This window comes from Paucibacter sp. M5-1, assembly GCF_027498415.2.
In the GTDB taxonomy this organism is placed as follows: Bacteria; Pseudomonadota; Gammaproteobacteria; order Burkholderiales; family Burkholderiaceae_C; genus Roseateles_E.
The window spans coordinates 1,482,504-1,494,461 of sequence record NZ_JAPZLM020000001.1 but is presented as its reverse complement, the minus strand read 5'-3'; the positions used below and the strand labels follow the sequence as shown (position 1 = coordinate 1,494,461).

Genomic DNA, 11,958 nt, shown 5'->3' with positions numbered 1-11,958 from the left:
ACTCCATGGCCCGAGGCAGAGCCCCAGGTTTCGAATCCACCCGCGAGGAAATCCTCGCCGCCGCCGCGCGGCTGTTCGCGCGCAAGGGCTATCCCGGCACCTCGATGAACGAGGTGGCCGAGGCCTGCGAGGTCTCCAAGCCGACGCTCTACCACTATGTGCGCGACAAGCATGAACTCCTGATGCAGATCTGCGAGAGCCATGTGCAGAGCCTCGCCGGTCTGGTCGAGGAGGTGCGCGCGCAAGACCTGGCCCCCGAGCCGCATCTGCGCGCGCTGATCGCGCGCTTTGTGCGCGAGTATGGCGAGGCGCAGCACCAGCACCGGGTGCTGACCGAGGATGTGAAATTCCTCGACGACGCCGACCGCGAGCGCCTGCTGCTGGTCGAGCGCCAGGTGGTGGCGGCCTTTGCCGAGGCGGTGGCCGCAGTTCGCCCGGAGCTGCAGGCCGCGCGCCTGCACAAGCCCTTGACCATGCTGCTGTTTGGCATGATCAACTGGACCTTCACCTGGCTGCGGCCCGATGGTGAATTGAGTTACGAATCGGTGGCGCCTATGGTGGCCGACCTGTTCTTTGGCGGATTGGGCGCGGTGCAGGCCAGCAAGCCGGCCGCTCTTGTTGAGTAGTTGAGTCAGTGCAAAACAAACCCTTGGAGACGATGACGATGAAGCGCAACAACATGATCAAGAACCTGGTGGCCCTGGCCGCTGCCGCCGTGGCCTTTGCCGCGCAGGCCGACATCAATGTCGGCGTGACGGTGTCGGCCACCGGCGCCGCCGCGTCGCTGGGCATCCCGGAGAAGAACACCATCACGCTGATGCCCACGACCATCGCGGGCCAGAAGATCAACTACATCGTGCTGGACGACTCCTCCGACACCACGGCGGCGGTCTCCAACACCCGCAAGCTGATCACCGAGCACAAGGTCGATGTGGTGGTGGGTTCCACCGTGACGCCGAACTCGCTGGCGATGATCGACGCCGTCTCCGAGGCCAGCACGCCGATGATCTCGATGGCCGCCTCGGCCCGCATCGTCGAGCCGATGGACGCGAAGAAGAAGTGGGTTTTCAAGACGCCGCAGAACGACATCATGATGGCCCTGGCCATCGTCCAGCACATGGTGGACAACGGCGCCAAGACCGCCGCCTACATCGGCTTTGCCGATGCCTATGGCGAAGGCTGGTACCAGGAGTTCGCCAAGATCGCTGCGGTCAAGGGCCTGAAGATCGTCGCCAACGAGCGCTACAACCGCAACGACACCTCGGTGACCGGCCAGGTGCTGAAGCTGGTGGCGGCCAAGCCCGATGCGGTGCTGATCGGCGGCTCCGGCACGCCGGCCGCGCTGCCGCAGAAGGCGCTGAAGGAGCGCGGCTACAAGGGCCAGTACTACCAGACCCATGGCGTGGCCAATAACGACTTCCTGCGCGTCGGTGGCAAGGACGTCGAGGGCACCTTCCTGCCGTCCGGCCCGGTGCTGGTGGCGGCCCAGCTGCCGGCCAGCCACCCGGTGAAGAAGAGCGCGCTGGCCTATATCGCCAAGTACGAAGCAGCCTTTGGCAAGGGCAGCGTCTCGACCTTCGGCGGCCATGCCTGGGATGCCGGTCTGCTGCTGCAGGCCGCCGTTCCGGTCGCGCTGAAGAGCGGCGCCCAGCCGGGCACCCCGGCCTTCCGCGCCGCGCTGCGCGACGCGCTGGAAGCGGTCAAGGAGTTGCCCGGTGCGCACGGCGTGTTCAATATGTCGCCCACCGACCACCTGGGCCTGGACCAGCGTGCCCGCGTGATGGTGAAGATCGAGAACGGCGCCTGGAAATACCAGCCCTGATCGCAGCGGCTTCTGACTGCGGAGCGGGCTGATCTCAGCCCGCTCGCTGCGTCCTTTGCCCGCCCGATACCCTGGTCAAGACTGATTTACTTGCTGAGATCGCCATGAGTACTCCCATCCTCCAAAGCCTGATCGCCAACCGCTGGGTGGGGGCCGAGCCGGGCCGCAGCCTGCACAGCGCCATCAATGGCCGCGCCGTGGCCCAGACCCATGCCGAGAGCCTGGACTTCGCCGAGTCGCTGGCCTATGCCCGGGGTCAGGCCTTGCCCGCGCTGCTGAAGCTGGACTTCCAGCAGCGCGCCGCCATCCTGAAGGCCCTGGCCGCCTATCTGGTGGAGCGCAAGGAACAGCTCTACGCGATTTCGGCCCATACCGGTGCCACCCGCGCCGACAGCTGGATCGATATCGAGGGCGGCACCGGCACCCTGTTCGCCTATGCCAGCACCGGCCGGCGCGAGCTGCCCTCCAGCAATATCGTCCACGAAGGCCCGGCCGTGGCGCTGGGCCGCGAAGGCAGCTTCATCGGCTCGCATGTGCTGGTACCCAAACGCGGTGTGGCCGTGCACATCAATGCCTTCAATTTCCCGATGTGGGGCATGCTGGAAAAGTTCGCGCCCAGCTTCCTGGCGGGCATGCCCTGCATCGTCAAGCCGGCCACCGCCACCAGCTTTGTGGCCGAGGCCTGCGTGCGCCTGATCCATGAGTCGGGCCTGCTGCCGGCCGGCGCGTTGCAGCTGATCGTCGGCAGTTCCGGCGATCTGCTGGACCGCTTGAGCGAGACCGATGTGGTGACCTTCACCGGCTCGGCCGACACCGCCGCGATGCTCAAGGTCAACAAAAACATCGTGGCCCGCAGCATCCCCTTCAATGCCGAGGCCGACAGCCTGAACTGCGCCATCTTGGCGCCCGATGTGGAGCCCGGAGATCCGGAATTCGAGCTCTTCGTCAAGGAAGTGGCGCGCGAGATGAGCGCCAAGGCCGGCCAGAAATGCACGGCCATCCGTCGCGCCATCGTGCCGGCCCGCCATATCGACGCGGTGGCCGCGATGCTGCGCGAGCGCCTGGCCAAGATCCGGGTCGGCGACCCGGCCATCGAGGGCGTGCGCATGGGGGCGCTGGCCTCCAAGGAGCAGCAGGCCGATGTGGCAGCGCGCCTGGCCCAGCTGAGCGCCGGCAACGAGATCGTGTTCGGCGAGCGCGATGGCTTTGCGCCCATCGGCGAGGGCGTCGGCGACGGTGCCTTCTTCGCACCCACGCTGCTGCTGTGCCGCGATGCCTTCAGCAACCCGGCGGTCCATGAGCTCGAGGCCTTCGGCCCCGTCTCCACGCTGATGCCTTATGGCGATCTGGACGAGGCCCTGGCCCTGGCCGCCAAGGGCCGCGGCAGCCTGGTCGGCTCCGTCATCACCAAGAGCCCGGCGATTGCGGCCGAGGCGGTCTATCACGCCGGCGCCTTCCATGGCCGCCTGCACATCCTCGACCGCGAGGCGGCCAAGGAGTCCACCGGCCACGGCTCGCCGATGCCGGCGCTCAAGCACGGCGGCCCGGGCCGCGCCGGCGGTGGCGAGGAACTGGGTGGCATCCGTGCCGTCAAGCACTATCTGCAGCGCTGTGCGGTGCAGGGCTCGCCAACGATGCTGACCGCCATCACCGGCGAGTACCAGCGCGGCGCCAAGGTGCAGGAGGATGCGATCCATCCTTTCCGCAAGCACTTCGAGGAAATCCAGATCGGCGACTCGCTGTTGACGCACCGGCGCACCGTCAGCGAGGCCGATATCGTCAACTTCGGCGGCATCTCGGGCGACTTCTTCTACATGCACTTCGACGAGATCGCGGCCAAGGACACGCAGTTCGGCCAGCGCATCGCGCACGGCTACTTCGTGCTCAGCGCGGCGGCCGGCCTGTTCGTCTCGCCGGCCCCGGGGCCGGTGCTGGCCAATTACGGCCTGGATACCCTGCGCTTCGTCAACCCGGTGGCCATTGGCGACACCATCCAGGCCCGCCTGACCTGCAAGCGCCGCATTGATCGTGGCAACCGCCCGGACCAGCCGCCCCAGGGCGTGGTGGCCTGGGACGTGCAGGTGATGAACCAGCGCGGCGAACTGGTGGCCAGCTATGACATCCTGACCCTGGTGGCGAAGAAACAGGCGGCCTGAGCGTGCGCTGCGGGCCAGCGCATAACCGCCATGCATGGCCGCAGCACAGAATCTCAGCCATCCGGCGCGCGGGGCTGGGCACACTGCGGTCATGCCTGCGAAACCTCCTTCCCCCGATGTGTGGCGCCGCCGTCTGCTGAAGACGGGCTCGCTGCTTTGTGCGATGCCTGGCTGCGCAACTGACAGCGGCAGCGATGCGCGGCTGCCGGTCCGCATGCAAGAGCTGCTCGACGACCCGCAGTGCCCGCTGGCCAGCCTGTCGGTGCTGGTGATGCGCGCCGGACAGCCGGTCTACGAGGGCCAGTTCGGCCGGCGCTGGATCGCGCCGGGCGAGGATCGGGGTCAGGACTTGCCTGTCACCCGCGACACCTTGTTCCGCGTCGCCTCGGTCAGCAAGCTGGTCGTCGCGCTGGGTGTGCTGCGCCTGGTCGAGGCCGGCGTTCTGGACCTGGATGCCGACATCGGCGAGGCCCTGGGTTTTGCGCTGCGCCATCCGGCGTTCCCGGCGCAGCGTCTGAGCCTGCGCCTGCTGCTGAGCCACCGCGCCGGGCTGCGCGATCCCGGCGGAGCCTATCTGACGGCAGGGCAGACGCTGGCGTCCAAGCTGCTGCCGGGCGGTGCGCATTTCGGGCGCGGCGAGTCCTGGTCGCCACCCGCGCAGGCGCCGGGCGCGTATTTCGAGTACAGCAATCTGAACTACGGCGTGATCGCCAGCGTGATGGAGCGCGCCGCCGGCCAGCGCTTCGATGTGCTGATGCGCGAGCAGGTGATGTCGCCGCTGGGCCTGGTCGGCGGGTTCGAGCCCAGCCAGCTGGGCGCGGCCGAGCTGGCGAATCTCGCCACCCTGTACCGCAAACGCGCCACCGATGACGAGGCGCGCTGGCACACCGCCGGCCCCTGGGTCGTGCAGACCGATGACTTCCGCAGCCGGCGTCCGGCGCCGCCCAGCGGACTGGACGGCTATCTGCTCGGCAGCAATGGCTCGCTGTTCGGCCCGCAGGGACGCCTGCGCACGCGGGTGGCCGATCTGGGCACGGTGGCGGCGATGCTGGCCGCCGGTGGGCGCCATCAGGGACGGCGCTTTCTGCAGCCCGCCTCGGTGCAGGCCCTGTTCAGCGAGCAGTGGCGCTATGAGGCGGCGGCGCCCAACGGCGACCCGCTGGACGGCTTGTTCCAGGCCTGGGGCCTGGGCCTCCAGCACTTCATTGATCGCAGCCAGGGCGGGCGTGGGGATCGCCTGGTCGAAGCCGGCGGCCAGCAGGCCTGGGGCCATCTGGGCTTTGCCTATGGGCTGCAGTCCGGCCTGTTGCTGGACCCGGCCACCGGCCACGGCATCGCCTATGCGATCGGTGGCAGCGGCGCCAACCCAGCCGCGCACCCTGGGCGCTACTCGAGTTTCCCGCGGTGGGAAGAGCGTCTGCAAGCGCTGCTCTGGGGCAGAGCCCGCTGAGGCGCGTCAGAGGCGCGCCACCCACATCGCGGTGATCGCCAGCGTCAGCACCGTCACCGGTACGCCGGTGCGGGCATGGCGGCGCCAGTCGATCTCGATGCCGCAGCGCCGCGCGGCATCGACGACGATGATGTTGGCGATCGAGCCGACGATCAGCAGATTGCCGGCCATGGTGCTGACCAGGGCCAGCGTCGCGCCGGCATGTGCACCCTCGGCGGCCGGCAGCAGCAGCATCACGGCCGGCACGTTGGAGACGAGGTTGGACAGACCCAGCGTCGCGATGAACAGCGCCAGCGGCTGGCTCAGGTCGATGCCCTGCGTGGCCAGCCAGGCCACGGTCTGTTGGGTCAACCCGGTCAGCTCCAGCGCATGGTTGACGACGAACAGGCCCATGAACAGGATCAGCAGTTCCCAATCGATCAGGCCCATCACCTTGGAGGAGTGAAATCGCTGGCTCAGCAGCAGCAGGCCGGCGCCGACCAGGGCGGCCACATCGCGCGGCCAGTCGGTGAACAGAAAGATCGCCACCAGGGCCAGCGCGACGATCAGGCCTTTGGCGGTCTGCCAGCGGTCCAGCGGCGTGGCCTCGGTCTGCAGCGCCTGCAACTGGGCCGGGCTGGCTGGCGCGGCCGGGCGACGCAGCGGCCAGGCCAGCAGCGCCCACAGCGCCAGCAGGCCGGCCACCACCGGCGGCAGGGCCTGCCATAGATAGGCCGCGAAGGGCAGGCGCAGCACCTCGCCGATCAGCATGTTCTGCGGGTTGCCTATCAAGGTGGCGGCCGAGCCGATATTGCTGGCGCAGGCCAGGCCCAGCAGAAAGGGGATGGGGTCGACCCGGCGGCGCAGGCAGACCTCGGCCAGCACCGGCGCCATCGCCAGGCAGACGATGTCGTTGGAGAACACCGCCGACAGCAAGGCCGAGACCCCGATGATCACGCCCATCAGCCCCATCGAGCCCAGCGGCAGCGCGGCGATGCGGCGCGTCACCGCGTCATAGAAGCCGCCCAGCCGCATCTGCGCCGAGATCACCATGAAGGAGAACAGCAGCAAGATGGTGGGCAGGTGGATGGACTGGGCCGCCTGCTCGGGAGTCATCACCTCGAAGCCGACGATGGCGATGGCGCCCAGCAGGGCCACACCGGTGCGGTCCAGATGCAGCCGGGGCAGGCCGCCCAGGATCATGCCCAGATAGACAATGAAAAAGACCGCCAGGACGATGGCGGTCTGCGGATGGAATTCAGACATCCGGCGATTCTAGGCTTGGGGAAAAGTGCCGGGCAGCAGGATGTCTTGGCCCACATTCGTCAACTGCGTATGGCCGCAAAAAGCCATCGTGACATCCAGCTCCTTGTACAGGATCTCCAGCGCGCGGGTGACGCCGGCCTCGCCCATCGCACCCAGGCCGTAGACCATCGCGCGGCCTATCATCGTGCCGCGCGCACCCAGGGCCCAGGCCTTCAGCACGTCCTGGCCGCCGCGTATGCCGCCGTCCATCCAGACCTCGATGCGCGAGCCCACGGCCGCGACGATGGCCGGCAGCGCCTGGATGCTGGAGGGTGCGCCGTCGAGCTGGCGGCCGCCATGGTTGCTGACGACGATGGCGTCGGCGCCGCTGGCCACGGCCAGCTCGGCGTCCTCCACGTCCATGATGCCCTTCAGGATCAGCTTGCCGCCCCAGCGCTCCTTGACCCAGGCCACATCGGCCCAGGACAGGCGCGGGTCGAACTGCTCATTGGTCCAGGCCGCCAGCGAACGCATATCGCTGACGCCCTTCACATGGCCGACCAGATTGCGGAAGGTGTGGCGGCGTGTGCCGGCCATGCCCAGGCACCAGCGTGGCTTGCCGGCCAGGTTGATAAGGTTGCGCAGCGTCGGGCGGGGCGGGGCGGTGAGGCCGTTCTTCAGGTCCTTGTGGCGCTGGCCGATCACTTGCAGGTCCAGCGTCAGCACCAGGGCGCTGCAGCGCGCGGCGCTGGCGCGCTCGATCATGCGGGCCATCGCCTCGCGGTCGCGCATCATATAGAGCTGGAACCAGAAGGGCGCGCTGGTGTGCTCGGCGATGTCCTCGATCGAGCAGATGCTCATCGTCGACAAGGTAAAGGGAACGCCGAACTTCTCGGCCGCCCGCGCCGCCAGGATCTCGCCATCGGCATGCTGCATGCCGGTCAGGCCCACCGGCGCGATGGCCACCGGCATCTTGACGGCCTGGCCCACCATGGTGGTGGCGCAGCTGCGGTTCTCCATGTTCACCGCCACCCGCTGGCGCAGCTTGATGGCCTGGAAGTCGGCGCTGTTGGCGCGGTAGGTGCTCTCGGTCCAGCTGCCCGAATCGGCATAGTCGTAGAACATGCGCGGCACCCGTTTCTGGGCCAGCACGCGCAGGTCTTCGATGCAGGTGATCACGGGCATGGGCAGCGTCTCCTTGTTTGCTTGCCGCATGCTAGACCAGCCGACCCCGGCGGCTGCAGAATCTTGTTCAGGCCAGCACGGAAATTTCTTCCGCCAGCCGCCGGCAGTGCGCGTGCAGCCAGGCGGCAAAGGCCTCGGCGGCCGCGCTGTCGCTGTGCTGCAGCAGGCCGTAGGGCTTGTCGGCCGGCACGCTCAGCGGGAACAGGCGCACCAGCGCGCCGCTGCGCAGATAGGGCAGGGCCAGGCTGGGCCGGGCCAGCGCCACGCCCTGGCCGCACACGGCGGCCTCCAAGGTCAGGCCCAGGTCGACAAAGCGTGTGCCCTGGCTCGGCTCGGGCCAGTCCAGGCCGGCCGCACGCAGCCAGGGCGCCCAGGGCTGGAGCGGCGTGCGCAGCAGTGGCGCGGCCGCCAGATCGGCCGGCGTGGCCATGGCCGGCAGGCCTGCCAGCAAGCCGGGAGCGGCCATCGGCGTGACGCGATCCATCAGCAAGACCTGACCCTCGCTCAGCTCGGCATTGCGGATCTCGACATCGGCCTCGGGCGCCGACTCTTCCAGGAACGGGATGCTCAGCACCAGTTCGAGCTCCAGTTCGGGATGGGCGGCGCCGAAGCCGGGCAGGGCGGGCACCAGGATCTGGCGCGCGAAGGTCGGCGGCACGGTGATGCGCAGACGCTGCTGGCGCTGCGCAGCGCGCTGGTGCAAGGGCATGGCGGCCAGCGCGGCCAGCACGCCGCGCACCTGCTGCAGATATTCCTTGCCGGCGGGGCTGGGGCTGAGCTGCTTGCCGGCGCGCATCAGCAGCGGCGTGCCCAGCAGCTCTTCCAGCGCCGTCAGGCGCTTGGACACCGCGCTGGCGCTGATGCACAAGGCCTCGGCAGCCCGCTCCAGGCTGCCCAGCCGGGCCGCAGCCTCGAAGGCGCGCAGGGCGTCGATGGAGGGGTAGCGCAGGTCGGCGGGCTCGTTCATGGTTGCACTGTAGCCCTGTGCGAAGATTTGGCCGATGACCTCGACCGAGCTGGCCCTGTCCCGACGCCCCACCTGGCTGCGCGCCCTATGGCTGCTGGCCGGCGGCGTGTGCCTGTTGCTGGGCATTGTCGGCATCTTCCTGCCGCTGCTGCCGACCACGCCCTTCGTGCTGCTGGCGGCCTTCTGCTTTTCGCGCGGCAGCCGGCGCTGCGAGGACTGGCTGCTGAACCATCCGCGCCTCGGCCCCGTCGTGCGCGACTGGCGGGCCACCCGCGCCATCCCTTTGCGGGCCAAGCAGTTCGCCACTGCGATGATGGCGCTGAGCTCGCTCTGGGCCGCCTATGCGCTGCCGCTGGCCTGGTGCTGGGTGCCCGGGGCCTGCTGCACGGCGGTGGCAGCCTGGATGTGGTCCCTGCCTACTCGGCCTCGATCCCCGCCGCCTTGATGATGCGGCCCCATTTGAGGGCCTCCTCACGCTGGAACTGGGCCAGGCCCTCGGGCGTGGTGGTATAGGGCTCGGCGCCGCTGCTCTCGAAGAAGCTCTTGGCGGCCGGGCTCTGCACCGCCTTGGCCAGCAGCTCCTGCAGGCGCTGCACCACGGCCGGCGGCGTGCCGGCGGGCGTATAGGCGGCAAACCAATAACCCATGTCATAGCCGGGCACACCGGCCTCGGCGATGGTGGGCAGCTCGGGCAGCAGGGCCATGCGCTTGTTGATCGAGACGGCCAGGCCGCGCAGCTTGCCGCCGCGGATCTGCGGCAGGCCGGTGGCGGTGTCGGTGATCATCAGATCGATCTGGCCGCCCAGCAGGTCGGTGACGGCCTGCGGATTGCTCTTGTAGGGCACATGCAGCAGCTGCACGCCGGCCAGCTGCTGCAGCATCTCGCCGGCCACCCGGCTCGACGAGCTGCCGCTGCCGAAGCTGAGCTTGCCCGGTGTCTTGCGGGCCTGGGCCAGCAGCTCGGCGACGCTCTTGTAGGGCGAGGCAAGGTTGACGACCAGCACCTGGCCGCCCTTGCCCAGCGCGGTGATCGGCGTGAAGTCCTTGACCGGGTCATAGCCCAGCTTCTTGTACAGATGCTCGTTGGCCGCGTGCGTGGTGTTGGTCGTGATCAGCACCGTGTAGCCGTCGGCCGGGGCGCGTGCCACCGCCTGCGCCGCCAGCATGCCGCTGGCACCGGCCTTGTTGTCGACCACCACGGTCTGCCTGCTCTGCTCGCCCAGGCTCTGCCCCAGCGCGCGGGCCAGCTGGTCGGTGGCGCTGCCGGCCGCAAAGGGCACGACAAAGGTCAGCGGCTTGGCCGGGTAGGCCTGGGCCAGCGCCGCCGGGCTCAGCGACAGCGCGGCCAGCAGCAGGGCCAGGCGCTTGGAAGTCTGGATAGTCATGTTGCTTGTCTCCTTGTTGAAATTCTTCACATCGGCTCGGGCAGCAGCAGCGGCTGCAGGGCCGGGGGCACGGTCAGCTCCATGTCCAGCAGCCAGTAGCTCAAGGCCTTGCCATGGGCATCGAGGTTGAGGGCGCCGTTGACGCCGCCGTCCAGCACCTCGTGGAGCACCAGATTCATGGCCCAGAGCCGGGGCAGCAGATAGCGCTGAACGCCCTGCGGGCGGCGGTACGCGAAATGCGCGGCCACCGCCTCGGGCGTCAGCTGCTCGACCAGCAGCGGCCACAGCGTGGCATGCCAGGCGGTCACGCTGATATTGCTGCGGTTGCCCTTGTCGCCGCTGCGGCTGTGGGCCAGGCGGTAGAGCGGGACTTTCAGTTCATGGCTCATCGCTTGCCTCATTCCAGGAATTCAAACCAGGCCGGCGCGGCCTCGCGCGGCAGCAGGCAGGAGGCCAGCGCCAGGCGCTGGCGCAGCGCGGTGCGCACGCCGCCGCCGCCGGCCGGGCCGCAGGTGTAGAGGGCATTGAGCTCGCGGCACAGGCGCTCGGCCGTGGCCTTGTCGGCATGCTGGGCCGCGATGCGCAGGCGCACATCGCGCGCCGCACCCGCCGGCTGTGCGTCCAGCCACAGGCCGGCGTCATCGCCCAGCAGGCTGGCCACGCCGATCAGATCGACCCGCAGGGCCAGCTCGGGCAGGCGCTCGCGCAGCACCTGGGCCGCCAGCCGTGCGCGGCCCTCGGCGCGCGGGCCAGCGTAGGAGATCTCGCCCTCGGCCAGCCAGCCGCTGGGCTGGCAGACATTGACCTTGAGAGTGTCCGGTCGCGGATGGCCGCGCACGCCGGACAGGCGCACGCGGTCCGGCCCTTCCTCATGCAGCTCGGCCGCGCTGACATCGGCGATCACATCGGGGGTCAGATAGGCGGCCGGGTCGTGCAGCTCGTAGAGCAGCTGTTCGGTGACGGTGTGGCGGTCAATGCGGCCGCCGCTGCCGGGCGGCTTGGTGATGACGCAGCCGCCGTCGGCATCGATCTCGGCAATCGGGTAGCCCAGCTGAGCAAGACCCGGCACATCCTTGTAGCCGGGGTCGGCGTAGTAGCCGCCGCTGACCTGGGCACCGCATTCCAGCAGATGGCCGGCCATCGTGCCGCGCGCCAGCCGGTCCCAGTCGTCCGCTGCCCAGCCGAAGTGGGCCATCGCCGGACCCAGCACCAGCGCCGGGTCGGCGACCCGGCCGCAGACGACGATCTGCGCGCCGGAGCGCAGCGCCTCGGCGATCGGTGCCGCGCCCTGGTAGGCATTGGCCGAGACCCAGGCCGAGCTGTCGGCCTCGCCCAACGCCTTTTCGAGCAGGGCGCGCTGGGCCGGGCCGCTCAGGTCATCACCGAGCACGATGGCGATGCGCGGCGGCGCCAGGCCCAGCTCGGCGGCCAGCGCGCGGATGCGCCGTGCCGCGCCGCGCGGATTGGCGGCGCCGAAATTGCTGACGATGGCGATGCCGCTGGCCAGGCAGTCGGCCAGCACCGGGCGCAGCAGTTCGTCGAGCATCGGCTCATAACCGCCCTCGGGGTCGGCGCGGCGCGCCAGCTGGGCCAGCGCCAGCGTGCGCTCGGCCAGGGTCTCGAAGATCAGCACGCCCGGCCCGCCGCAGGCTTGCAGCTCGCGCACCAGAGGCAGGGCGGCATCGCTGCGGTCGCCGGAAAAGCCGGCGGCCGAGGCGACACGCAACACAGCAGGTCTTATCGCATCCATGGCAGCGACTCTAGGCTCG

General features: G+C 69.3%; 11 protein-coding genes. 5 read left to right on the top strand and 6 right to left on the bottom strand.

What is annotated here, in order from left to right; translation table 11 throughout:
* Positions 1-5 precede the first annotated feature (5 nt).
* The 4 genes from O5M90_RS06895 to O5M90_RS06880 all read left to right on the top strand — a co-directional run bounded on the left by O5M90_RS06895 (position 6) and on the right by O5M90_RS06880 (position 5,428).
* Positions 6-626 carry a TetR/AcrR family transcriptional regulator gene (locus tag O5M90_RS06895; protein ID WP_137941898.1) on the top strand — a complete coding sequence of 207 codons (621 nt, stop codon included), beginning with the start codon at positions 6-8 and terminating at the stop codon, positions 624-626.
* Between the two features lie 38 nt (positions 627-664).
* On the top strand, positions 665-1,822 hold the full coding sequence (locus O5M90_RS06890; protein ID WP_269840466.1) for an ABC transporter substrate-binding protein: 1,158 nt from the start codon (positions 665-667) through the stop codon (positions 1,820-1,822).
* Positions 1,823-1,926: 104 nt separating this feature from the next.
* Positions 1,927-3,978: a phenylacetic acid degradation bifunctional protein PaaZ gene (paaZ, locus tag O5M90_RS06885; RefSeq protein WP_137941900.1), complete on the top strand. Its 2,052-nt coding sequence runs from the start codon at positions 1,927-1,929 to the stop codon at positions 3,976-3,978.
* Between the two features lie 91 nt (positions 3,979-4,069).
* Positions 4,070-5,428 carry a serine hydrolase domain-containing protein gene (locus O5M90_RS06880; RefSeq protein WP_269840464.1) on the top strand — a complete coding sequence of 453 codons (1,359 nt, stop codon included), beginning with the start codon at positions 4,070-4,072 and terminating at the stop codon, positions 5,426-5,428.
* 6 nt (positions 5,429-5,434) lie between these two features.
* On the opposite strand, the gene O5M90_RS06875 is transcribed toward O5M90_RS06880, so the two are convergent.
* The 3 genes from O5M90_RS06875 to O5M90_RS06865 form a co-directional block, all read right to left on the bottom strand.
* On the bottom strand, positions 5,435-6,673 hold the full coding sequence (locus tag O5M90_RS06875; protein ID WP_269840463.1) for an anion transporter: 1,239 nt from the start codon (positions 6,671-6,673) through the stop codon (positions 5,435-5,437).
* Positions 6,674-6,682: 9 nt separating this feature from the next.
* Positions 6,683-7,837, bottom strand: coding sequence for an alpha-hydroxy acid oxidase (locus O5M90_RS06870; protein ID WP_269840462.1), 1,155 nt, complete (start codon positions 7,835-7,837; stop codon positions 6,683-6,685).
* Positions 7,838-7,904: 67 nt separating this feature from the next.
* A complete protein-coding gene (locus O5M90_RS06865; RefSeq protein WP_269840461.1) occupies positions 7,905-8,804 on the bottom strand; it encodes a LysR substrate-binding domain-containing protein in 900 nt (299 codons plus the stop codon).
* A 34-nt stretch (positions 8,805-8,838) separates the two neighbouring features.
* On the opposite strand from O5M90_RS06865, the gene O5M90_RS06860 reads away from it, so the two are divergent.
* Positions 8,839-9,249, top strand: a complete 411-nt coding sequence (locus O5M90_RS06860; RefSeq protein ID WP_269840460.1) for a YbaN family protein — start codon at positions 8,839-8,841, stop codon at positions 9,247-9,249.
* Here O5M90_RS06860 and O5M90_RS06855 read toward each other — a convergent pair.
* From O5M90_RS06855 to O5M90_RS06845, 3 genes are read right to left on the bottom strand one after another with little or no spacing between them, the layout of a single operon-like run.
* Positions 9,221-10,189: a Bug family tripartite tricarboxylate transporter substrate binding protein gene (locus O5M90_RS06855; protein ID WP_269840459.1), complete on the bottom strand. Its 969-nt coding sequence runs from the start codon at positions 10,187-10,189 to the stop codon at positions 9,221-9,223. The two genes, O5M90_RS06860 and O5M90_RS06855, sit on opposite strands and share 29 nt — an antisense overlap.
* Before the next feature lie 26 nt (positions 10,190-10,215).
* Positions 10,216-10,578, bottom strand: a complete 363-nt coding sequence (locus O5M90_RS06850) for an AtuA-related protein (RefSeq protein WP_269840458.1) — start codon at positions 10,576-10,578, stop codon at positions 10,216-10,218.
* A gap of 8 nt (positions 10,579-10,586) precedes the next feature.
* Complete coding sequence (locus O5M90_RS06845; protein WP_269840457.1) at positions 10,587-11,939, bottom strand: acyclic terpene utilization AtuA family protein; 1,353 nt, start codon at positions 11,937-11,939, stop codon at positions 10,587-10,589.
* Positions 11,940-11,958: the final 19 nt, after the last annotated feature.

Coding starts and splice junctions, on each gene's coding strand:
- O5M90_RS06895 (WP_137941898.1), top strand. CDS start 6: ATGGCCCGAGGCAGAGCCCCAGGTTTCGAATCCACCCGCGAGGAAATC.
- O5M90_RS06855 (WP_269840459.1), bottom strand. CDS start 10,189: ATGACTATCCAGACTTCCAAGCGCCTGGCCCTGCTGCTGGCCGCGCTG.
- O5M90_RS06860 (WP_269840460.1), top strand. CDS start 8,839: ATGACCTCGACCGAGCTGGCCCTGTCCCGACGCCCCACCTGGCTGCGC.
- O5M90_RS06845 (WP_269840457.1), bottom strand. CDS start 11,939: ATGGATGCGATAAGACCTGCTGTGTTGCGTGTCGCCTCGGCCGCCGGC.
- O5M90_RS06850 (WP_269840458.1), bottom strand. CDS start 10,578: ATGAGCCATGAACTGAAAGTCCCGCTCTACCGCCTGGCCCACAGCCGC.
- O5M90_RS06865 (WP_269840461.1), bottom strand. CDS start 8,804: ATGAACGAGCCCGCCGACCTGCGCTACCCCTCCATCGACGCCCTGCGC.
- O5M90_RS06890 (WP_269840466.1), top strand. CDS start 665: ATGAAGCGCAACAACATGATCAAGAACCTGGTGGCCCTGGCCGCTGCC.
- O5M90_RS06870 (WP_269840462.1), bottom strand. CDS start 7,837: ATGCCCGTGATCACCTGCATCGAAGACCTGCGCGTGCTGGCCCAGAAA.
- paaZ (WP_137941900.1), top strand. CDS start 1,927: ATGAGTACTCCCATCCTCCAAAGCCTGATCGCCAACCGCTGGGTGGGG.
- O5M90_RS06875 (WP_269840463.1), bottom strand. CDS start 6,673: ATGTCTGAATTCCATCCGCAGACCGCCATCGTCCTGGCGGTCTTTTTC.
- O5M90_RS06880 (WP_269840464.1), top strand. CDS start 4,070: ATGCCTGCGAAACCTCCTTCCCCCGATGTGTGGCGCCGCCGTCTGCTG.